The organism is Rhodococcus sp. p52, assembly GCF_000763325.2.
Lineage (GTDB): Bacteria > Actinomycetota > Actinomycetes > Mycobacteriales > Mycobacteriaceae > Rhodococcus > Rhodococcus pyridinivorans.
This window is the reverse complement of record NZ_CP016820.1, coordinates 144629-165461: the sequence shown is the minus strand read 5'-3', so window position 1 is coordinate 165461 and position 20833 is coordinate 144629. Positions and strand designations below refer to the sequence as shown.

Below are 20833 nucleotides of genomic sequence, written 5' to 3'. Positions count from 1 at the left end.
GCGACGGCTGCGTGCACCGGCACACCGGATCCGGACCCCTCGGTACAGCACCGCAATGACGTTATCGTCACTCACAGTCAAGGGCAGACCATCCTGTCGGCTGCACCCCAGCGGATCGTGGCCTTGTCGACCTCGTGGGCCGATACGGTGCGCGCATTCGACATCGACCCGGTCGCCGTGGGGGTGCTGACCGGATATGCACCGGCGGACGGCCGATTCCCCTGGCAGGGTGACTATCACCCGACGCCGGTGGCCTTGTCGCTGCTCGGGGACCCCGATTTCGAGGCCATCGCCGCCGCCGCCCCCGATCTGATCCTCGCCGATTTCTCCGCGCGTAACGGCGCTGTGTACCACCGACTCTCCGAGATCGCCCCGACGATTGCTCCCCTTGGTGACTCCGGCTACGTCGATGCTTGGCGCGACCAGGTCGATGTTCTCGGACAGATCCTCGACCGACCGGCGGACGCCGATGCGTTGATCGCCGCGGCCGAGACCGAGTTGGACGACATCCGCACGGCGTTTCCCTGTGTGCAGGGCGCATCCTTCCTGTTCGCCACGGTGTCTGCCGAGGCTGTCGGTGTCGTCGCCGATCCCCGTGATCCGGCGGCCGAATTGTTCGGTGAACTCGGCATGGAGCTGCTGCCGGAGGTCATCGACCTCGCTCAGGGAAAGACCCGACTGACCATGTCCTACGAGCAGTCCGCCGTCCTTGCCGGGGCCAACCTGACGTTGGTCCGCGAACGCGGGGGTCGTGCACTGCCGTCATGGTCATCCGGACATGCCGTCACGGTCGACGGACCGCTCGCCACCGCGCTGAGCGATCCGAGCGTGCAGAACCTGGACTACATCACCGAGAGCCTGACACCGGCGCTGGCCGCGCTGTGCACCACTGGGCCATGAATTCGACCGCGCCCCTGTCTGCACGAGCGGTCCCAGTCCGAAGAGGAGGACCGGGCGCGTTCGGTCGCCTCTCGACGAAAGACGCAACACGGTTCCAGCCGTACGGCACTTCCGTGAGGCACAGGGGTGAGCCCACAGGACACGAATACGCACCCGATCCGACAGCTCAACGCCGACGCGGGTCCGGTTGTTCCCCGTCGTGGGCGGTGTAGGTGCTCACGATCGTAGAGATGACCCCAGGGCCGGATCCCGGGAAGTAGGAGCCTCTGCACGGCAAGGCAAGACGAGCGCATGCCCGCGCTGCACGCACTGTGCGTCTCGCCGAAGGGGTGTAGTGTCGGAAAGGGTGCAGTGTCACCTGCGGTGAACGGGGGTATGCGTCGGTGGCAGCCGCGCACGCCCCTGCTGAGTGCGGACGCCCCCATCCGCGATCGATCTGTAGCCTGTCGCGGACACCGAGTCGTCGACACCGGACCGAGGGCGACCGGACATCGCGGGCCGCACTCGCAGGAGAACTCAGCGAGGCGACGCGACAAGGTGCTCCGGTGCGCCTGCACCGCATCCTTCCCGGAAGACGCTAGTGTGCCGGGCACGGGCACTGTCCCGACCGGGATGTCGCAATCGGCTTCGTGCGCAAGGGAACAAGCAAATGGATTTCGACGAGCAGTTCCACCACACCGCCTGGCAGATGCACCACGACGGCCATACCTGGCGCGAGATCGGCCGCGAACTCGGATGCGACGAGACCGTCGCTCGCGCGATGGCCGACCGCTATCGCCACGATCTCGACCGCGACGCGCACGCAGCGCAGTTCCCGCTGTTCGAGCTCTAACAGCACGGGCGGGCACACCACCGCGCTCGATGCACCGGGCGCCGCGCCCCTCGACGTGCGGTTCATTCGCGGGTGGCGCGCCCACCGCCCCACCCGCGGCGGAGTTCGGGCACAGTGCGACGATCAGCATCCCTCCACTAGCGAGCCGTGTCCGCGCATACCACCGGTGGAGACCCCTTTCGGAGCAGGGCAGTAGCCTCCGGGCGTGCTCACCTTCCCGGTGGGAGCACCCTTCGCTGGTGTGGCTACGCCATCACCCCCAGCTGCCCGGGCAGGTCGAGGTTTCCCTGGGCGGGTGGCGCGATGACCCCCGGCACCCTCACCGTCGGGGTCATCGCCACCGCCACCTCCCGGAGCGGCGCACCGCCGGCCCAGCAATAGGCTGGGTTCATGACCGGAACGAGGCAGGTTGTCGAGCGGGCAGCCAAGGCGATGACCGATGAGGAATTGGACACGGCGATCACCGCACTGCACGCCCGGCACGGCGACCTCCTCGCCGCCGGTCACGAGGAGGTGGCCGCGAGCCTGAACGATTCGACGATCGTGCTGCGGGCGATCTTGGACCGACGGCACGGCCGCAAGCAGATCCGCTGACCGGGGTGTTCGCGGCCCCGTGCCGAGACAGGCATCTTTTTTGCGTTTTCGGGTCATCTACCCGGTTTCACACGCGGTCGTGCTGCGACCGTCCTCCGCGGGTGGGCAGCGATCCGGCCCTGATCGGCGACGAACACCTCGGCAGGGGATCTTCTCCACCGACCGAGCCCATCTCGGAACGACCCACCCCTGAGCTGCGCTCCGATCACGGTGCGTCATCAGGGGGGGTCGAAGTCCTGCTGGATTCGAATCCCTAACATCCGTACCCAGGAACCGTGATCCCGTATGTCCACACATCGCCTTGAGCATGGGTCTCTAGCTTCTCCAGAGGGCGGGGGCGGGAGATCGAGACGTTCGGACGACTTTGGGTTGCAGGCTGCGGCCACCAGCGCGAGAAACCACGACTCAGGGATCAGGCTTGGGATGTTTCCTTCACCTGATCACCGGTCTCTGCGACCGGCAGAGGTGGCACCGAGAATCCCTCGGCCTCGGCTTCCTGGCGGAAATGTCGCCACCGTCGGCTGACGGTGGACTTGTCAATCTGCAATCGGTCGGCCACATCAATCTGTCGGAGCGTCGGATCCTGGACCATCAGGGACGCAACGATCTTGACGGTTTCATGGAAGTCAGAGTCGTTAAGAAACCGAAGCAACCCGTCTCGCGTCTGCGGGTAACCGTTGCGCGTTGCCTCAATCTGGAGCACTTCCCCGGTTGCAGGCGCGGCGATCGAGTTGTTGGTGATGGTGACGGTACGCGGAAGAGTTGCAGCAACCGGCTCGCACTTCATCCGCTCGGTCTCGAAGACATCTTCGCGGTTGTCGAGGTGCATGGGGGTCGATTGCGTCGTAGTAGCAACCTCGCGAGGACGCTCGCTGTACGGCGCAACGGGGGGCCGGGGGGTTGCGCCTGCCGGAACGCCAACTGGGGACGTTGTTGCTCGCTGCCGGGCAACAGCGGGGGCGTCGTTGCGCTGGATCATCATGACGAACAGGTGGAACAACGCCAGCCACAACAGCGGAAAGATCGCCGCAACCACCGCTGCAATCCATGGTGACTGCGGGACGAAGCCCAGGTCCTCCCCCGCTGCTACACGAGCGATATTGCGCTCGGCAGTCTGCCAGGCATGGAAAGCGTTGCCTATCACGCTCAACAGCACAGTGACCACAGCCAGGGCTGCACAGTAGACGAGTGAGTACCGTCCCTTGTCGGTGATACGGAAGATGACGTAACCGGCGGTAGCAGCGGCTTGTGCAACATCGATTGCAACCGGTGCCATCCATGCACGACCCGGCCGCATACCGATCTCGATCGCCAGAGCACGCAACGCATCGAACGAGAGGATGAACGACAACGCTGCAATGAACAGGGTCAAAACTGCAACGCCGGCGGAAGCGAGTTGCAGGGCGCGACTCATCGGCAACTTGGGCTGCAACTCGATCGCAAGCTGAGTTGTATCGTCGGACATGACCGAGGAATCTCCTATCAGTTGGTTTCTGGTCAGGGCGTCCTGCGGAGCGGCAATTCCAGGCAGGACGCCCGTCGTCGTTCGAACGCGGAAATACGGAGACGCGGATTTACTTATTTGCGGATTTGTAGATCCGCTCCTTTATCCGTTCGCTGAGGCGGGCGTCGTCCAGCAGCTCAACAAGTAGTTCAGTGAGGACCTCTTGCGCCGTTACACGGGCCAATCCCAACTCGACGGCTGTATCACGCTGCCAGTCACCGAACTTGCGATTCAGCTCTGGGGACAGGTCGACGTTCTTGCGGACCGGGCGCAACCGTGGGGAATGTGTTCCTCGCCCCTGCCGCGGTGAAGCGTTGAGCTCGGGTGTAGGGGTGGAGGACGCCGGCTCCGGTACGGGCTGCTTGTCGACCTCGGTTTCCGACGTTTGATCCGCTTGGGGGGTTGTGTCGGTCTGCTTCTTCTTGTTGCGTAGAGCTTGTTGGCGGATGCGATCTGCGGCGCTGGTCATGCTGATGTCACCTTTCCGGTTTGGTCGATCGTTAAGTCGAGAAGTTCGGTGACCGCGTCGCCGTAGGCCGTGCTTAGAGCGTTTTCGATAGGTGATCCGAAGGCTTGAGCGAACTGCTCTTTACGCGCAACCGGGACCTTGAGAACGTAGTCGCCTTCTTCGGTGACGATGTCGCGGTAGACCTCGGTTGATGAAGCGTTCGCAACGGTGCGGGTGAACAGCACCACGAAGACCGGCTTCTCACCGTCTCGGAGGTCGGTGGCGTCAGCCACCAATTCCCTGACTGCGGGAAGTCGACTGTGCTCCATCCCGGTCGGGGCCATCGGACAGACGATGTGGGTTGCAACTCGGGCTGCCGACAGAACGATGTTGCGCGCTTCCTTCATCGGCGGCGTGTCGATGACGACAGCGTCGTACCGATCGTCATCGGCAACACCGGGAAGATTTTTGTGCAGATTCGGCTGTGCCATACCGACCACCGGAAACGGCCAGTCCCCTAGCGATTGCCACTGGACAAGTGACTCGTTCTCTCCATCGGCGTCCACACCGAGCACGCGCAGGCCGGCTTCGTGCAGTGCATGCGCAATGAAGGCAGCAGAAGTCGTCTTACCCGAACCGCCTTTGAGGTTCAGCACGGCGATAGTAATCATGCGGCGAGGCTTCCCTTCCCTATGTAGCTCGTGAGAGCACGTCTCTACGGAACTACTCATCTCCGTATTTACGGGGTTTCTCCATTACGCGTTTCCGCATCTCCGCATCTTCGTGGAGGCGCAAGAGCGCAAATTCGTAGCTGCGCGGATGAGCATATCCGTTCATCCGTGTATCCGTACTTCCGCCACGCCGTGTTTCAGCAACAGCGTCTTTCCGTATTTACGGATATCCGCAAGTCGCCCGTGGGAGTGTCAGAGCAATCGTGCGGACAGTCCGGTCTAGGGAGTTTCAAGGGACTGTCTCTCACTCCTTTCCTTGGCCCGATCTGAGAGCTGTTTCGTGCCAGGCCGGCTCCGAAAAGGGACATCTACCATGTAGAAACGTAAATCCGCATTTACTTATATACGGGGCCTTAAGTGTCCACTCCGGATCGTGCTGGTTGCCCACTCAGAGATCGCTCGGCCGACCTCAAGTCAGGATCTTAGGCTCTTCGGGATTCATCCGACACAGTCTTCAACGACCCGTATATCCGTAAACACGTATTTCCTCAGATGCGAGAGTCAGCGTTTGCGACCATTCGTCCCACCGTCACGGACGGATGGAGACGAGGTTGAGTTCCTACGCAAAGCGAGCACGCGTCGAATCTTGGCGTAGGCGGCAGCCCGGGTCTCGTTGCTGGCTGGAGGATTAGCGGCACGGTGAGCGAGTTCGGCTTCGCGAACAGCGGCGCGTTCAGCCTGGAGCTGGGCACGACGTTCAGTAGGGGTGGGTCCGGCCCACACCTCGGCGAGGACCCGGAGCTGCCAGCGCAGGAAAGCGGTCGGGGATGTTAGGTGTGGGAGGATGCGGTCGCGGCGGAACTCGGTGATCTGGTCGGCGATGTCGTCGCCGGTCCATCGGGTGGTGTCGATGCCTGCGGCGGTCAGGGCGTCGGCGATCGCTCCGACGTGGTGATGGGTGGTTCCGGGGACGTAGTGACCATTTCGGTTCACGCCGCGGTATTCGGGCATCGTGGGACCGAGTCGGTCGGCCAGTCGCGCTGCGGCGATCTGGGCGTGTAGGGGTCGTGGGCCGCCCGAGGTTCTTGTCGAAGCCCGGGCGCGGCGCGTAGCGCGCGCGTTGGTGATTATTTGAGAACGAGAGATACCTGTAGAACCCAAAGGGTTCTCCGGTAGATCCGCATGATTCGGAAACTGTGGATAAACAGAAGAGTCGGCAGTGAACTTGCTGCTCAAAGCCCACACGGAAGCTGCGCGGAGTTGCTTTCCGCCGTGGGTGAGGCTGGCTTCGACGCGTTCGGCGATGGTGAGGTAGCGGCCACGGACGAGTTCGACGGCGGCTCCGATGCGGCGAAGGATCTGGCGGGCTCGGTCGAGGACGTCTGTGCTGATGCCGGCGTATTCGGCGAGGGTGTCGCGGGCGGCGGTGAGGTTACGACCAGTGGATTCGTCGGCGTAAGCGGCGTGGGCGTTGGCGGCGGCGATGAACTTGTCCGGGGCGATGCGGTGCTCGTGGCAGATTTTGATGCCGGTCTCGCTGCGGGCGAAGGTGATGATCTGGCGCATCCATCCGGCGCGGGAGTCCCAGACCGGGATGGGGGAGTAGGCACCATCGGCTACGCGCAGGTTGTAGCTACCGCGACGGCGTCCACGGCGGGTCTGGGGAGCGGTGCGACCGGGGCTTCGACGGTCGTCGCGGGAGGAATGGGTGCTTCGCTGCGGGCGACACGCAGGAGTGTGATTGGAGGCGGAAGTTGGCCCAAACGAGCAGCGCTCGCTAATATGCATAACGAAGGCTTTCTGGGAAGAAAGTTCGAGTGGCCCGAGAGAGTTTGGCGACTTGGCTCGGTCACATATTCGGTTTGGAAGACCCCTCGCTTGGCAGGCGGGGGGGTTTCTGCATCTGAGGGCGGTCTAGTTGGCGGCTAGCGGCCCTCTTTGGTGGCGTTTACACGGTCACCGCCTTGATCTCGCGGGCAAGGTCCGGTCGACCGGCTTGGAGTGCGAGCAGGTCGGCGACGTATTGGGAGAGTGCGACCTTGGCGTCCTTGGCATCGTTGCGGAGCTGTTCGTGCAGCTCAGCTGGGATGCGTAGAGTCATCGCGGCGCGGTCGCCTTTATGCGGCTGTGCCATGCGTAAACCCCCGTTCTTCAAGATCGGCCCGTTGAATCTGACTCAGGTTAGCGGCTGCGAGCGCGGATGTCAGTTACCTCCGTACATCGGCGTGGCGCGTGTCGACTCGTGGGACGACAGTCGTAGCCCCTGAGCGGGTGGGAGGCGGCGGTGTGTGTCGCACAGCCAGTGGGGCACACTCTCACGAATGGCGTCACCGCAGCTTTCGACGAGCAGCCCTGCGACCACCACCGATTCCCAGCCGATCCCGCAACCTCGATGGAGACTGCCGCTGGTGGGTGATCTGCTCAGCATCGACGTGGCCAAGCCGGTTCAGCGTGAGATGCAGATGGCACAGGAACTCGGTGGGATCTTCGAACGCAAGATCCTGCAGCACCGGTTGATCGTGGTCTCGGGCGCCGATCTGGTGCGGGAGGTCAACGACGAGGAGAAGTGGGCGAAGTTCCTCGGCAAGCCGCTGCGCAAGCTTCGCGTCATCGCCGGCGACGGACTGTTCACCGCGTTCAACTCCGAACCGAACTGGAGCAAAGCCCACAACATCCTCGGGCCTGGCTTCAGCCAGGCCGCGATGCGTGGCTATCACGACTCGATGCTCACGGTCGTCGACCGACTGGTCGACAGCTGGGACAGCGCAGCGGCCGACGGCGAGTATGTGGACGTGCCGAAGAGCATGACGTCGCTGACCTTCGACGTCATCGGCCGGTGCGGCTTCAGCTACGACTTCGACTCGTTCGGCCGCACTGAACCCGATCGGTTCATCGCGGCGATGAGCCGGGCGCTCGAGTACATCAACCGTTCGTCGAACGACATCCCCATCCTCCGGACACTGTTCGGCCGCAGTGCCAGGGAGCAGCATGAACACGACATCGCGCTGATGCAGGAGACGGTCGATCGCATCGTCGAGGAGCGGATGCGCTCCGGCGAGCAGCACGGCGATCTGCTGGACCTGATGATGCACACCGTCGATCCCGACACCGGCGAGCAGCTCGACCGTGAATCGATCCGCAATCAGGTGCTGACCTTCCTGGTCGCGGGTAACGAGACCACCGCGGCCACCCTGGGGTTCGCGGTCCATTTCCTGAGCCGACATCCCGAGGTGGTGGCGAAGGCACGCGCCGAGATCACCGAGGTCGTCGGTGCCGACGGCCGGATCGGGTACGAGCAGGTCGCCAAGCTGCGGTATGTGCGGCGGGTGGTGGACGAGACGCTGCGGTTGTGGCCGGCCGCCCCGGGTTATTTCCGCAAGGTACGCGGTGAGACCACCCTCGGCGGACGGACGCTGCCGAAGGGTTCGTGGGTGTTCGTGCTGTTGCCGCAACTGCACCGCGACCCGCTGTGGGGCGACGATCCCGAGCGGTTCGACCCGGACCGGTTCGAGCCCGCGGCCGTGCGCGAACGGCCGGCGCACATCTTCAAACCGTGGGGCACCGGCATCCGGGCCTGTATCGGTCGGCAGTTCGCGCTGCACGAGGCGGTGCTCACGCTCGCGTCGCTGATCCGGCGGTACGACTTCGCTCCGGAACCGGGTTACGAGCTCGACGTGCATGAGGCGATCACTCTCAAGCCGCGGGGGTTGAAGGTCAAGCTCTCGCGTCGGTGATGGGTGCGGCCGACAGGTAGGTTCCCCCTGGGCAGCAGTACTGTGCCCACAGTTCGGGGAAGGTTATAAGTAAATGGTTCTCAACGAGTGGCATCTGGTCGAGACGTTGGTCGACGGCGAGATGTCCGTGGTCAGCTGCGGTGGCGTAGTCAAGGATTGGGCGTCGGTGACCCGGCATGTTCAGCCGGCCCCGGATCTTCCGGTCACGCCGATCATCGACGAGGTGATCCGCACTCGTCGGCCGATCAAGATCGATCTGCGCTCGCGCAAGGGGGCGCAGAAGGCGTTTCACATCGAGGCACTGCCCGTTCTCGGCCCGAGCGGGGAGGCGCACGGTGTCCAGGTGTGGGTGGGGGAGCCCGGCCGGGTTCCCGCCCCGCCTCGGATCGCAGCGGGGATTGCGTGGAGTCTCAAGCGGATGATGATCGGCCAGACGGTCGAAGCATCGATGATGTCCGGGGTACTTCCGGAAGAGCACGTTCCGGAGCGAACTCCTGCGGAGTACATCGCCAAGGCGGTGAAATTCGACGATTCGGCGTCGTTGTTCGAGCTGGGCATCGACCCGGTGCACGGTCGCCGGTGGGAGGCTCCGATGTCAGTTCTGCACGCCGATGGTCGGGTGATGCGCTGGTATTGCTGGGGCAAGGGCCGCACTGATCCGGGCAACGTGGGATTGCGGCTGCTGTGGCACGACGTCTCCGATACGACGACGCCGGAGTTGCCGACGTTGAGTGAGCTGGGCATGCAGGAGATGCTGCGATCGGCGGGGGGCTACACCGGCGTCTTCGCCGCCGACCTCGCTGTGTTGACGATGTGGCTGCCCGATGCCCCGCCGTGGGTGGCCTGGAGAAATATCAAGAGCGGAAACGAGATCGTGCATCCCGACGACCGGCATGTGCTGGCCGATGCGCTGGCAACGTTTCGTTCGGGGGATACCGCCGCTCGGTGTGTCCGCGCTCGTCTGCGTTCCGAATCGGGATGGCGGGCAGCGCAATTGTCGATCAGCCCGTATCCCGGTCCACTCAGCGACCGTCTGGTACTTGTTCAGATTTCAACGATGTCGGACGAATTCGATTCGGCCACAGAGAATTTTCAGGGCTCCGATCAGGGGTCGTCGGGCGGGTAGGTTGGTCCCGGGCTCGTGGGCGTGATCTGGTAATTTGTCTTCCGCGTCCCCGCCCGTGGGGATTTCCCGGGGCCTGTTCACTCGGCCTCGGATGTAGCACAGCCGGTTTCGGCCGCTTCCGCATGGCCTGCGTGAGGTGGGCTGCTATCTCCGCGGGGGGAGTTCAGACGTGGTGATCCGTATTTGTCGTGCGTCGGCACACAGTGTGTGGCGCGTGTCAGACGGGTGCGCCCGGCGGTCGGGTTCGGGTCCGTTCGTAGGCGGCACGGATCTCTGCTGTGTCCACTCCCAGTGCTCGAGCGAGCCCGTCGGCTACCGGCTCGCGCAGCGATGTTTCCCCCAGCTCGAGGCTGCTGAGCGAGGCCGTGGAGATGCCGACTTGCAGCGCCAGCTGGGGCTGGGTCAGGCCGGCCTGGACGCGCAGATCGCCCAGGTACCGCTCGTGCGGGGGGATGCGCACCAGCTCGGACATCGGAACGTCGAGGGCGGCAGTGACACGGGCCAGACGGTCCACCTGCGGGGTGGCTTGCCCGGATTCCCAGGCGCGCACGGCGGCCACGCTCACTTCGGCGAACCTCGCCAGGTCGCCACGGGTGTAACCCTTCTTCGTCCGCAGCTCGATCAGCCTCTCCCGGTCGAATCCCCGAAGAGGCCGTCTCGTCATGCCCGAAACCTTTCCACGAGGCATAACAGTGCCCTACAGAATGGCTTGCGTCATCTTCCACTGGAATAGATTTTGATGTAGTCTTCTGGAATAGAGTTTCATCGACGGATCTTGTGGCGAAGGGGGTAGCGATCGGCTGAGCCGAGGGGAAGCGTCTGGCCGGCAACCAGCGCGAGCAAACGGTGAAGCCACCGGCAAAAAGGGGAAACCCCGGACACGTGTCAGTGATTGGCGTCGGTGTCACGTATCCGGGGTTGAACCACCTACGTACCAACCCGTCCGGGCTGACTACGCAAGCTCGGGCACCAGGTCACTGCGGACGAGAGCCCACTTCCTTGTCGGGCGCTGCTGTTCTGGCGTTACTCGACTGTGCGCGCCAACGGCAGCGTTCCCGCACCTAGCCGGCGCTGCCGACACGTGCACAAGCGGACTACCTCCCTGTGGTGACCACCCGATCTTCTCGGCCCTGACGGATCCCTGTCTCGCTCAGGTCCTTCACGCATTCGGGACTCGATTCATTCGCAGGAAAGGCGAGGCACATGTCCGTATCCAACGAAGATCAGCTGGTTTCCGGCACCGGCAGACACCGGCGCCGCCGAACGACCAGTGCGGTGCTCAGCACCGCGACTCTGGCACCGGCGGCAGCCGGGTTGCTCATTGCCTTTGCGCCGACGGCAGCAGCAGCGCCGACCGGCGACTCCGGCGGCGGGCAGGCAGGGATCACGTCCCCGCCGCAGTCCGGTGGGGGGCAGGCGGGCATCACCTCCACGCCACCCTCGACTTCTGCTCCTGCACCCTCGACTCCTGATCCGCAGCCCGCCGAGAACTTCTGGGTAGCGCCTCCGGCCGAGTACAACCGCGGCACCCGCGCCTACAACCCGCAGACCGGCGGCGGTGTGTCGATGGCGCAGTACAACGGCTATTCGGGCGGCGACAACTCCGGCTACTCCGGTTACAGCGTTCCTGCTCCGCAGGCGCCGGTCGTGGTGGAAGGCCCGACCCTGCCGATCGAGGCTCCGGTCAACAAGATGCGTTTCGGCCGGGTGATCTTCGACCAGCCGAACTGGGTCTCGGACGTCGATGCCGACAAGACCAACCGCACGACCGCAGTGGTCGAGGCGATGGTCACCGACTACCACCGGTCGACCGGCATGGAGACCGAAGAGGCCGAAAAGATCGCCTCGGCCCAGGTCGCAGGCACGGCCGTAGGTGCAGCGACCGGCTTCGGCACCGGCTGCCTCGCGGCTGGTGTCCCGACCGCACTGGCAGTGAGCACGGTCGCGGGCATCGTCGGGGCTGGAGCAGGCACGATGGTGCCTCTGCCGATTCCGGGGGTTGCTCCCGTGACCTCGGGCGTTGCCGCTACCGCCGCTGGTGCGGCGGCCGGATTCGGACTCGGATGCGCGGTCGGTGGTGGATTGGGCGCACTCGGCGGCGGTCTGGCCGGGTACGGGGTCGGCACGGCTTACGGCGCGGGCGAGGATGCCACGCCGATCGAAACCGAGGTGCCCGACATCGAGGCCGAACAGGTCACCGAACAGGTCGACACCACGCTCGCGCAGTGGTCGGAGGATCCCATCGGTGCGGCTGCGGTCGACGCTGTGCAGACCTTCGCCACCGAGACCGCACCTGCGATCGATGAGCAGGTCCGCAACTTCGTTCAGGCACAGCCCGGCGGTGAGCAGGTCATCGAGCAGGTCGACCAGGCACTCGACTCGTTCTTCACCGACGCGACGCCGGGACTGGCATCGCGCCTGGTCAGCGAGGCGGTCGGTCTGGGTCTCGGCGCGCCCGCTCCGGCAGTCGACGCCTGAGTCCAGTCGAAGAGGGAGACGAACCGATGAAGCGGAACGACCGAACGGGCTCACCTCGGGTGCTCGATGCGACCGCACCTCGCACCCGCATGGTTCGGGAGTCGGTGCCGGTGTCGGTACCGGCGGCCGAAGAGCGCTTTTCCTCCGGGAGAACCGCGTCCGCCCGTGAGTCGGCGTCTCGAGTGGTCGCGGCGGCCGATGCCGGTCGCCGCGCCACTCACCCGACCACGCAGGTGAGCACGCGTCGCCCTGTCGGGAAGGGACTGACCTACGCCGGTCTCGGTCTCGTGGCCGTGGGCGTCGTGGGACTGGCCGGCTGGGGCATCACCGCTCTCGTCGGCGGCGGTGACGACGACACGGACTTCGGTGGCCTGGTCCCGGACACCGCAACCGCGGCGCCGACAGCGGCAGCGGCAGCGGCAGATGACCCGTGCTCACCGGGCGAGGGTGACCAACTCTCCGGCGAAGGGGTGATCGCGGCGCTCGAACACCGCTATTACCTGCTGCGTTCGGGTGAGTCGGTGCGTGAGTTGATGGCCCCTGATGCGCCGTTGCCCGACGCGGCAATGATCCAGCAGGGCATCGACACCGTGCCGCTGGGGACCACGCACTGCCTCGAAGTCACGGCCATCGGGCCGAACACCTACAGCGCGCAGATCACCGAGGTCCGCCCGGATCGGCGCAACGAGTTCAAACAGCGCATCACAACGACCACGGCAGAGGACGGCCGAGTGATGATCCGCTCCATCGAAGAGGTCGGGTCATGAGGAAAGCAAGTCTCGCTCTGGCAGCGGCAGCAGTGACCACCGCGGCCGCGGTAAGCACACCGACGGTTGCTCATGCAGCGGAAACGAACGGGTGTGCGCGCACGATCGCGCTGATGATTCCCGGCACGACGGAAACGTCCGCTCATGCTGATCCGACCGTGCCGACGGGCATGCTCGCGGCGGTCGGTGACGCACTCGAGCAACGGTTCGGCAAGAACCTCGACGTGGTGTACGTGCCGTATCCGGGCGAGGCGTTCTTCAACGGCACGTCCTATGCCGAATCGAAGTCGCGGGGCGACAAAGCGGCAGCGGAGTTGATGGAGCGGTGCCCGTCGTCGACGTACCTCATCGCCGGGTACAGCCAGGGCGCGCAGATCGGCAACGATCTGGCCGTCAACATCGGCCACGGTCTCGGCCCCGTCACTCCGCAGCAGGTCAAGGCGGTGATTCTGCTCGCCAATCCGAAGCGGGGCACCGAGGGTGCAACGTTGATCGGCCCGCCCCTGAGCGGTCAGGGCATCGCTGGGCCGGCCCCAGAAGGGTTCGGCAAGCTCGCGGGCAAGGTGTTCGACATCTGCCACCCGGACGATGCGTACTGCAACACCGATGGTCAGTCGACGCCGTTCCTGGCGTCTCTGGGCCGGATCATCGCCAATCCGCCGGGAGCGGTCGATGTCTCTGCCGAACTCGCCTCGACTGCATCACCCCAGACTCCGACGATCACCGGCACGTCGACAGTGGCGCAATCCTCCTTGGTCGATGAGCTGTCCTCGCCGGGGACCTGGCGCAACGCGGATCTGTCGGCGGTGTTCGGGGCAGCCTCGCAACTGGCCCAGTCGGTGTCGTCGCTCGATGCCGCTGGTCCGACGTCGATCACCTCGGCGGCGAACATCGCCCGCATGACGCAGCAGGCGCGGCTGGTGTCGGAGACTTTGACGCCGGTCGACCAGGCGCGAGAGTGGATCGACAGCAATCCGGGCGCGCGTGAGACGTTCACCTCGGCTCCCGAGGGATCGCCGGAGGCGACGACGGCGGGCGTGCTCGACATGCTCGAGCAGGTCGATGTCCCGGCAGTGTTGTCGGCCGCCGAAGCGGTGACCGGGGTGAGCACGGCCTTGCTCAAGTCCCGGGCCTCGGGTGAGTCGGTCGATGTGTCGACGCTGGCAGGGTCGGCAGATGCGCTGGTCGCGGGTCTGTCGCCGTTGGCGGCCTCGGGTCCGGTGGAGTTGCGGACGGCAACGCAGGTGCTTTCGGTGGCCAAGCCGACGACGATCATCAATCAACTGCTGGGCGTCGTCTCCGGCGTGACCTCGGTCGACTATCCGGCGGTGGCGGCCGGGTTGCAGCAGCTTCCGATCAAGATTGCCACCGGCGATGTGCACGGGGCGCACGCGGTCGCGGGCGATCTGAACAATCAGCTCTCCCCGCTGGTGAAGATGGCTGCCGGGGTGGATTTCAAGACACTCTCACGGCTGGTGGCGATGGTTCCGGACCCGTCCGGCACGGCCGCAATCGCCGCGTTGGTGCTTGATCTGCTCGGCAACGTCGATGTGATCCGCTTGGCCCGCAATGTCGGTGAGATTCAGGAAATCGCCTGGTCGGTGGCCGAAAGCGGGAACGTGCTCGAGCTGTCTCGGCTGATGCCGGTGGCGGTGGAGCTGGCGCAGGTGGCTCTCGGCGTGCTCACCCCGGGCCAGAAGATGAGTCCCGATCAACTGCACGATCCGGGCGATCCGATCGGCTCGCTGATGGCGGTGCAGGCACAGGACAGTGATCTGGCCGGCCTGGGCCAGTCGGTGATGACGCTGGCGAGCAGTGACAGTGCGGCCGAGCTGGGGCAGCTGGTGGCCGAAGGATTCACCGCGGCGAGTTTCTACGCCTCGAATTCGCACATTGCGTATCCGAGCTGGTCCCCGGATGGGAGGGACAACGCGATCGACACGATGGTGAAGGTTTTCGCCAAGGCGATCGGCTGAGGCCGGGCGGTCCTGGTCAGCGGGTGGTGCCGCTGCCAGGACCGGGAGCCTTCCACTAACGCGGCATCCGACCTCGGGCGGGCGGATGCGAAGTCACTCACGTGCATGGCCTGGGCGGGCTAGCGACAAGCACTCATGCAAAGGGGGTGAGAACGTGGCTTCTTCGACGACGAAAATTACGCTGGCAGCCAGCGTCGTGGCCCTGATGGGTGCGCTGGTGATGTGCGGCAGCGACAATCCCGATCCGGACAACTGCCTGCCGACGCAGGGTGTGTCCCGGTCACCGAACAGTCTGCGTGCTGCCACCGGCAAGAAGGTGCAGCCGATGGTCACCGGCACCTACACGTTCACCTCCGGTTTCGGCCCGCGCTGGGGTACCTCGCACAACGGCATCGACCTGGCGGCGCCGATCGGTACACCCTTCTCTGCACCGATCGACGGAATCGTTGTTGCAGCAGGAGATTCCGGCGCGAGCGATGAGAACGGTTTCGACAACTGGATCATCGTCGACTCGGCCACCGCGGACGGGTCGACCATTTCGACGGTCTACGGGCACATGTTCCCGGACGGTGTTCTCGTCTCCGTCGGTGACGAGGTGCGCGCCGGGGATCTGATCGGTCTGGTCGGCAACGCCGGAGGTTCGACCGGACCGCACCTGCATTTCGAGGTCTGGCCCGGGGGCCGACTCGACGGTGGATCTGCGATCGACCCGATGCCGTGGCTGGCCGATGCGGCTGAACTCGACGCCCCGCAACAGCGTCCGACCTCGCCGAATGTGCAGCTGGTCGCGGCCGAGACTCCGCTCGGTGCCGGTTGCACCGGCCTGACGCGCCCCGGCGGACGCTCCCTCGCGCCGGGATCGGTCCCCGAGGAGTTCCGGGAGTGGATCGTCAAGGCGGCTCAGACCTGCGAGGCGATCGACGCTCCTTTGCTGGCCTCCCAGCTCTACGCCGAGAACCAGTTCCGCTACGGTCCCTCCTCGCCGGTGTCTCCGGCGGGGGCACGCGGACCGGGGCAGTTCATGCCCGCAACCTGGGCCTCGATCGGCCAGGACTACGACGGTGACGGCGTGGCCGACGTGAATTCCATCGGTGACTCGGTGATGGCGATGGCCGCCTACGACTGCCAGATGTGGGAGCAGACGCAGCAGTGGCTCCGCGAGGGAAAAGTCTCAGGTGACGGCACCGAGTTGATGCTCTCGGCCTACAACTGCGGGCCGGGCAACACACTCGCTTCCGGCGGGGTGTGCGGCAACGCGGAGACCACGAGCTACGTCCGCAATATCCTGGCCGGCCGCGCTGACTTCGCCGGTGTCGACCAGCCTCGGCCGCCGTCGGTGAGTGGTTCGCGGGTGGTCGATGCAGCACTTGGATGGCTGGGCACCGATTACGCCTGGGGCGGCGGGGATGCCACCGGACCGACTCGCGGCATCGCCGATGGCGGTGTCGCTGATGAGCACGGCGACCACAACAAGGTCGGCTTCGACTGCTCGGGCCTGGTCGTGTACGCGGTGGCGCAGGCGACGGACGGAAGAATCGTTCTGCCACACCAGGACTCCGCTCAGGTCAACGATCCTCGAGGGACGCCTGTAACCGAGGCGACGGACTTGCAACCCGGAGACATCGTGCAGCCCTACCCCGGCCACGTGTGGATCTGGATGGGGGACAACAAAGTTGTCGAAGCACCCCAGTCCGGAGAGAAAGTCCGGATCACCGAATGGACGCCCCCGAAACATGTCAGAGCCATCAGATTCACCTGATGCACAACGGATTTCATACGCCAGAACATCGGAAACGATGACACACCAGGAAGGAAACACCACACCGTGAGCGAAGAGTGGGACAAGGCGGAATCGGCCGTCCGCACCCTCGGATCGACCCGGACAGTCCGGGCGATGACGGCCTCGGACCTGCGGGCTTGGGCTGCGGAGAACAACCTGATGACGCGCACCCAGTGGCCGAAGATCAAGCGCGAGCTCTACAAGCAGTTCGATGTGGACTACGACGCCCTGCGAGAACGCGAGCAGCGTGAACGGGCCGAAAAGCTGGCCGCGGCCGCCGCATCGGCTCCGGTGGTGTCCTTGGCCTCGGCCGGCGACGAACGTGGCTCGTTCGCCGTCGTCGGCGATGCCGACACCAGCGATGTCGCCTGGTACGGATCGTTCCACAAGGACGATCGGATCTTCCGGCCCGGCGATCAGGACTCGGCGGATGAAGCCAGCGCCGGTAAAGCCGTGTTCCTCGCTGCGAAAGTCCGCGACCACCTTGAGGTCGAGGCGGTTCGGTTGCGTCTGCGGGTGAGCAGTGAACGCATCGACGGGGTAAAACTGGCCGATCTCGCGGCAAAAAAGCAGGTCATCCTCGATCTTGAGGTGACGCCGACCGGGAATCCGGCCGAGCAGTGGTGCCTCGAACCGGGCTACGGCGAATGGCGGGCGATCCGCCTGTCGGATCTGGTGGTGGCCGAATGATCCGCCGACTGGCACTGATCGGTGTCCTCGCCGGAGCCCTAACGGTGGCCGGATGCAGCTCCGAGACCGACCAGGACCAGAGCACTACGAACTCGTCGGCACAGCCGTCGTCGACGGAGGCATGGCCTCCCACCGTACCGGCTGCACCCACCGAGCAGTCCACCCCCGCTCCGACGGCACCGAGTGTGGACACCTCCGATCCGGGCGAGCTCGGCCGCACGGTCGTCGAGACCTGGTTCTCCTATGACACCCGTACCGACACCAATCGCAACGACGCGCCGGTGCGGGCCGCCGATCTGGGCGTGCTGACCGGCGAACTCGACGCGCAGGTCCGCGCCGATGTCCAGATCCCGGTCAAGGCCAGCGGTGAGTGGGCACAGTGGGCGTCGCAGGGCGCGACGGTCACCGCCGTGGCGGTGGAGGTCCCCAACCAGGGACAGGCCAATACCGCGACGAAGTATCACGGCATGTACGAGGTGACCAGCACGGTCACCGATTCCAGCGGCACCGAGATCGGCACAGACGTGCAGTACGTCGCCGTGGTGCTGACCGACAACGGCGACGGATGGCGCGTTTCGTCCGTCACCACCCTGTGAGGTGAGCGTGATGGCTGACATTGCTGACTACAACCACGAACCGACCATCGACCCGCGTCGGCTGCGGCTACGCCCGAACCGTCCCGCTGTCGAACCCGAACCGGCCCCGGCTCCTGAGCCTGTAACCGAGGACATCGCCGATCCGTACGGGGTCGGAGTAGATGCTCTCGCGGCCGTCAACGAGCCGATCGCGCCGACAGCAATGCCGTCCACCGGGCACGGCGCACTGTTCGACGAGGCCGCCTCACCGGCACTTTCTCAGCCTGCTCAGTGGGGTTGGCGGGGTCGGATCAATGCAGCTCTGGGAACGAAACTGGCCCCGAAGGCGGCCTCGGCAGAGACCGGCCACCGGGCGGCGGTCGAAGCGATCCAGCGAACGCTGCCGGGTTCGGGCACGGTCGCTGTGGTCAACACCAAGGGCGGAGCCGGCAAAACTCCGACGTCGATTGCGCTGGCAGCGATGCTCGGTAAGCATCGCGGCCGCGGGGTTGTGGCGGTGGATATGAGCGAGGCCGGCGGCACCCTCGGCATTCGCGCAGCGCGCACCGCACCCATCGAACGCACGGTGTGGGATGTCCTTGACAACGCATCGCGGCTGATGTCGGCCGACGTCGAGGCGGGGGAGCTGGCGGCGTATCTGCGGCTCCAGCCCACCCACGACGAGATCCTGGCCGGGGACACCGATTCTTCCTACGACGACATGCTCGGCGAGGACGAGTGCGCGGCGTTGGGCGCGGTGCTTCGTCGCCATCGCGACCTATTGATTATCGACACAGCCACCACTCCGCAGGCCGGGGCATGGCAGTGGGCGGTGCGCCACGCCGACGTGCTGGTGGTGCCGCTGCCGATGCGCCGGGACATGGCGCAGCACGCCTACGCGATGCTCGACGGCCTCCGTAAGCGGGGGTTCGAGCATCTGGTGCGCTCTGCGATCGTGCTGCTGTGCGCGACGCCGGGGTCCGATCCGAACCTCGAAACTGCGATTGTCGACGAGTTCGACTCTCTCGGTGTGCAGACCTACGTTCGGGTCCCGTTCGAGCCGGTCTTCGCCACCGGTGAGCGGATCACGCTCGAGGCGTTGTCGCAGAGTTCGATCATCGCGTGGACGAATGTCGCGGCGATGGTGACCGATGCGCTGGCCGAGGCCATCGTCGAGCGGCAGGCCGGACTCCGGCAGCAGGGGGTACCGGCTCCGGCGGTCGCCCCGGAACCGGCTCCGCCGACGTTCGCGGCGGACGTTCCGAGCTTCGTAGCGCGCCAGCCGGCCCCGGCTCCCGAGTCGGTTCCCGCAGTTGAGCCGCCCCCGGCCCCGGTAGTGGAACCCGCTGCCGCTCCTGCTGTCCGGGTGCCTGAGACGGACCCGGCCAGGGACCTGCCCCTGGACTACCGGCCCACCGCCGAGGCGGCGGAAGCGGCCCCCGAACCGGACTCCTCAAGCGAATCCGCTGCTGAGGTGCACCAACCGCCGGCCCCGGCCCGACGGCCGCAACCACCGAAGCCGTCGAGCTTCGATCCCTACGCCTGACCTTCTGTGTGAAAGGACCCCTGTGATGTCTCGCAATACCTCGATGCGGTCGCTACCTCGTAGCGTGGCCCGTGCTGCGTCCCTGCTGTCGGCCACGATCGGCACGGTGTTGCTCACCGCCGGTACCGCCTCGGCTCAGACCGACAATCCACTCGACGGAATCTCCCCTGACCTGGGGGTGTTCGGTCCTACGTTCCAGAGCACCTGGTCGCGGATTGCGGGCGGTATCTGGGGTGCGGTCCTGGCGGTATCCGCAGTCAACCTGATCATTTCGCTCTACAAGATCCGTAAGGCTCGCGCCGGGGGCTACCAGAGCGAATTGAGCGATTCGATGGATTCGGCCAAGACCGCTGGTGTGGCGTTCGGTTGCGTGGCCGGAGCCGGGATCATCGTCGGCGCCATCTTGTTCGTCGTCAACGGCTGATAGCCGATCTACCAGCACTGTTAGGAGAATCAGATGGCACCAGATTTCAGCTCGATCAAGCCGGGCTCCCAGCAATCGCCCTCGGCAACAGCAGCACCGACGCCGACATCCTCGGCGAAGACGGCAGAGACCAAAGGATGGAAGGCAGCGTTCGGCAGACTGCCCACATGGTTCAAGTACGGCCTGGTGATCCTGCTCGTGGTGACGATCCTCGGGAGCATTCTCGCGGGGTTGAGCGGCGGTAGCTCGGAGTCCGACACGGTGCGGACCGGGCACGGTCCCACCTCGATCACCAACGGTGTTCCGCATGGCTACGACCACACCGAGGCCGGAGCACAGACCGCGGCCGCCAACTTCGTGCAGGCAGTGAGCCAGATCGCCCTCGGCCGGGTGACCGCCGCCGACCTGAAAAACAACCTTGTCGGGGACGGCGCTAGCGATGCTTTGATTGCCATTGTCGAGGACAACGTCTCGCACTCCGAAAACACCGTGATGAACAACATCCCGGTCCTGGTCAACGTCACGGACTACTCGGATGACCGTGCGGTGGTGTCGGTGTGGGCAGTCTCGGCGAGCCAGAGCGATCTGAGTGGCACGGGCAAGGTCAGCGTCCTCACGGTTTGGTCCACGACCACGGTGACCTTGGAGTGGGAGAACGGGGATTGGAAGGCCGTCGATTGGGCGTTCCGGTCCGGTCCCGAGCCCGAAGAGGTCTCGTTCCCCGAAGGGGATTCCACTCTCGCCGAGTTCGGCGCGAACGGCCTCTACACCTTCTTCGTGGAGTAATC

Annotated in this window: 21 protein-coding genes; 14 read left to right on the top strand and 7 right to left on the bottom strand. The window is 65.3% G+C overall.

Annotation, left to right across the window (positions count from 1 at the left end; all coding sequences use genetic code 11):
- The first annotated feature begins 123 nt into the window (after positions 1 to 123).
- Positions 124 to 900 (top strand): ABC transporter substrate-binding protein, encoded by a 777-nt coding sequence (locus tag IM25_RS23585; protein WP_198162596.1) that lies wholly within the window; start codon positions 124 to 126, stop codon positions 898 to 900.
- 649 nt (positions 901 to 1549) lie between these two features.
- Positions 1550 to 1732, top strand: a complete 183-nt coding sequence (locus tag IM25_RS23580) for a hypothetical protein (RefSeq protein WP_033098799.1) — start codon at positions 1550 to 1552, stop codon at positions 1730 to 1732.
- 245 nt (positions 1733 to 1977) lie between these two features.
- Here IM25_RS23580 and IM25_RS26230 read toward each other — a convergent pair whose 3' ends face one another.
- Entirely contained in the window at positions 1978 to 2124 is a 147-nt protein-coding gene (locus IM25_RS26230; RefSeq protein ID WP_157127012.1) for a hypothetical protein, read from the bottom strand.
- On the opposite strand from IM25_RS26230, the gene IM25_RS26225 reads away from it, so the two are divergent.
- Positions 2123 to 2326 (top strand): hypothetical protein, encoded by a 204-nt coding sequence (locus IM25_RS26225; RefSeq protein ID WP_157127011.1) that lies wholly within the window; start codon positions 2123 to 2125, stop codon positions 2324 to 2326. The genes IM25_RS26230 and IM25_RS26225 overlap by 2 nt on opposite strands.
- Before the next feature lie 412 nt (positions 2327 to 2738).
- Here IM25_RS26225 and IM25_RS23575 read toward each other — a convergent pair whose 3' ends face one another.
- The 5 genes from IM25_RS23575 to IM25_RS23555 all read right to left on the bottom strand — a co-directional run bounded on the left by IM25_RS23575 (position 2739) and on the right by IM25_RS23555 (position 7083).
- On the bottom strand, positions 2739 to 3791 hold the full coding sequence (locus IM25_RS23575; protein WP_052040213.1) for a DUF2637 domain-containing protein: 1053 nt from the start codon (positions 3789 to 3791) through the stop codon (positions 2739 to 2741).
- 109 nt (positions 3792 to 3900) lie between these two features.
- Positions 3901 to 4299, bottom strand: a complete 399-nt coding sequence (locus IM25_RS27150) for a hypothetical protein (RefSeq protein WP_232333508.1) — start codon at positions 4297 to 4299, stop codon at positions 3901 to 3903.
- Positions 4296 to 4949 (bottom strand): ParA family protein, encoded by a 654-nt coding sequence (locus IM25_RS23565; protein ID WP_033098798.1) that lies wholly within the window; start codon positions 4947 to 4949, stop codon positions 4296 to 4298. Before IM25_RS23565 ends, IM25_RS27150 begins: the two co-directional genes overlap by 4 nt.
- A 561-nt stretch (positions 4950 to 5510) precedes the next feature.
- Entirely contained in the window at positions 5511 to 6515 is a 1005-nt protein-coding gene (locus IM25_RS23560) for a hypothetical protein (protein WP_052040212.1), read from the bottom strand.
- Between the two features lie 382 nt (positions 6516 to 6897).
- On the bottom strand, positions 6898 to 7083 hold the full coding sequence (locus IM25_RS23555; protein WP_033098656.1) for a toxin-antitoxin system HicB family antitoxin: 186 nt from the start codon (positions 7081 to 7083) through the stop codon (positions 6898 to 6900).
- A gap of 187 nt (positions 7084 to 7270) precedes the next feature.
- On the opposite strand from IM25_RS23555, the gene IM25_RS23550 reads away from it, so the two are divergent.
- Positions 7271 to 8683, top strand: a complete 1413-nt coding sequence (locus IM25_RS23550; protein WP_065996589.1) for a cytochrome P450 — start codon at positions 7271 to 7273, stop codon at positions 8681 to 8683.
- 73 nt (positions 8684 to 8756) lie between these two features.
- Positions 8757 to 9809: a GAF domain-containing protein gene (locus IM25_RS23545; RefSeq protein WP_065996588.1), complete on the top strand. Its 1053-nt coding sequence runs from the start codon at positions 8757 to 8759 to the stop codon at positions 9807 to 9809.
- Between the two features lie 217 nt (positions 9810 to 10026).
- On the opposite strand, the gene IM25_RS23540 is transcribed toward IM25_RS23545, so the two are convergent.
- A complete protein-coding gene (locus IM25_RS23540) occupies positions 10027 to 10473 on the bottom strand; it encodes a helix-turn-helix transcriptional regulator (RefSeq protein ID WP_033098657.1) in 447 nt (148 codons plus the stop codon).
- 539 nt (positions 10474 to 11012) lie between these two features.
- On the opposite strand from IM25_RS23540, the gene IM25_RS23535 reads away from it, so the two are divergent.
- The 9 genes from IM25_RS23535 to IM25_RS23495 all read left to right on the top strand — a co-directional run bounded on the left by IM25_RS23535 (position 11013) and on the right by IM25_RS23495 (position 20831).
- Complete coding sequence (locus tag IM25_RS23535; protein WP_033098658.1) at positions 11013 to 12287, top strand: hypothetical protein; 1275 nt, start codon at positions 11013 to 11015, stop codon at positions 12285 to 12287.
- 233 nt (positions 12288 to 12520) lie between these two features.
- Positions 12521 to 13054: a hypothetical protein gene (locus IM25_RS23530; protein ID WP_232333485.1), complete on the top strand. Its 534-nt coding sequence runs from the start codon at positions 12521 to 12523 to the stop codon at positions 13052 to 13054.
- Positions 13055 to 13086: 32 nt separating this feature from the next.
- A complete protein-coding gene (locus IM25_RS23525) occupies positions 13087 to 15030 on the top strand; it encodes a cutinase family protein (protein ID WP_232333484.1) in 1944 nt (647 codons plus the stop codon).
- Positions 15031 to 15184: 154 nt separating this feature from the next.
- On the top strand, positions 15185 to 16789 hold the full coding sequence (locus IM25_RS23520; RefSeq protein ID WP_232333483.1) for a peptidoglycan DD-metalloendopeptidase family protein: 1605 nt from the start codon (positions 15185 to 15187) through the stop codon (positions 16787 to 16789).
- A 66-nt stretch (positions 16790 to 16855) separates the two neighbouring features.
- Positions 16856 to 17500 (top strand): hypothetical protein, encoded by a 645-nt coding sequence (locus tag IM25_RS23515; RefSeq protein ID WP_033098661.1) that lies wholly within the window; start codon positions 16856 to 16858, stop codon positions 17498 to 17500.
- Entirely contained in the window at positions 17497 to 18096 is a 600-nt protein-coding gene (locus IM25_RS23510) for a hypothetical protein (RefSeq protein WP_033098662.1), read from the top strand. The genes IM25_RS23515 and IM25_RS23510 overlap by 4 nt, the downstream gene beginning before the upstream one ends.
- Before the next feature lie 10 nt (positions 18097 to 18106).
- Positions 18107 to 19621 (top strand): MinD/ParA family ATP-binding protein, encoded by a 1515-nt coding sequence (locus IM25_RS27420; RefSeq protein ID WP_033098677.1) that lies wholly within the window; start codon positions 18107 to 18109, stop codon positions 19619 to 19621.
- Between the two features lie 106 nt (positions 19622 to 19727).
- A complete protein-coding gene (locus IM25_RS23500; RefSeq protein ID WP_225623901.1) occupies positions 19728 to 20045 on the top strand; it encodes a hypothetical protein in 318 nt (105 codons plus the stop codon).
- Positions 20046 to 20078: 33 nt separating this feature from the next.
- Positions 20079 to 20831: a hypothetical protein gene (locus IM25_RS23495; protein ID WP_033098663.1), complete on the top strand. Its 753-nt coding sequence runs from the start codon at positions 20079 to 20081 to the stop codon at positions 20829 to 20831.
- Positions 20832 to 20833 lie beyond the last annotated feature (2 nt).

Excerpts from the sequence above, each read along its gene's own strand:
- IM25_RS26225 (WP_157127011.1), top strand. The coding sequence starts at position 2,123 with ATGACCGGAACGAGGCAGGTTGTCGAGCGGGCAGCCAAGGCGATGACC.
- IM25_RS23555 (WP_033098656.1), bottom strand. The coding sequence starts at position 7,083 with ATGGCACAGCCGCATAAAGGCGACCGCGCCGCGATGACTCTACGCATC.
- IM25_RS23540 (WP_033098657.1), bottom strand. The coding sequence starts at position 10,473 with ATGACGAGACGGCCTCTTCGGGGATTCGACCGGGAGAGGCTGATCGAG.
- IM25_RS23535 (WP_033098658.1), top strand. The coding sequence starts at position 11,013 with ATGTCCGTATCCAACGAAGATCAGCTGGTTTCCGGCACCGGCAGACAC.
- IM25_RS23550 (WP_065996589.1), top strand. The coding sequence starts at position 7,271 with ATGGCGTCACCGCAGCTTTCGACGAGCAGCCCTGCGACCACCACCGAT.
- IM25_RS23495 (WP_033098663.1), top strand. The coding sequence starts at position 20,079 with ATGGCACCAGATTTCAGCTCGATCAAGCCGGGCTCCCAGCAATCGCCC.
- IM25_RS23575 (WP_052040213.1), bottom strand. The coding sequence starts at position 3,791 with ATGTCCGACGATACAACTCAGCTTGCGATCGAGTTGCAGCCCAAGTTG.
- IM25_RS23545 (WP_065996588.1), top strand. The coding sequence starts at position 8,757 with ATGGTTCTCAACGAGTGGCATCTGGTCGAGACGTTGGTCGACGGCGAG.
- IM25_RS23580 (WP_033098799.1), top strand. The coding sequence starts at position 1,550 with ATGGATTTCGACGAGCAGTTCCACCACACCGCCTGGCAGATGCACCAC.
- IM25_RS27150 (WP_232333508.1), bottom strand. The coding sequence starts at position 4,299 with ATGACCAGCGCCGCAGATCGCATCCGCCAACAAGCTCTACGCAACAAG.
- IM25_RS27420 (WP_033098677.1), top strand. The coding sequence starts at position 18,107 with ATGGCTGACATTGCTGACTACAACCACGAACCGACCATCGACCCGCGT.
- IM25_RS26230 (WP_157127012.1), bottom strand. The coding sequence starts at position 2,124 with ATGAACCCAGCCTATTGCTGGGCCGGCGGTGCGCCGCTCCGGGAGGTG.
- IM25_RS23510 (WP_033098662.1), top strand. The coding sequence starts at position 17,497 with ATGATCCGCCGACTGGCACTGATCGGTGTCCTCGCCGGAGCCCTAACG.
- IM25_RS23560 (WP_052040212.1), bottom strand. The coding sequence starts at position 6,515 with ATGCGCCAGATCATCACCTTCGCCCGCAGCGAGACCGGCATCAAAATC.
- IM25_RS23565 (WP_033098798.1), bottom strand. The coding sequence starts at position 4,949 with ATGATTACTATCGCCGTGCTGAACCTCAAAGGCGGTTCGGGTAAGACG.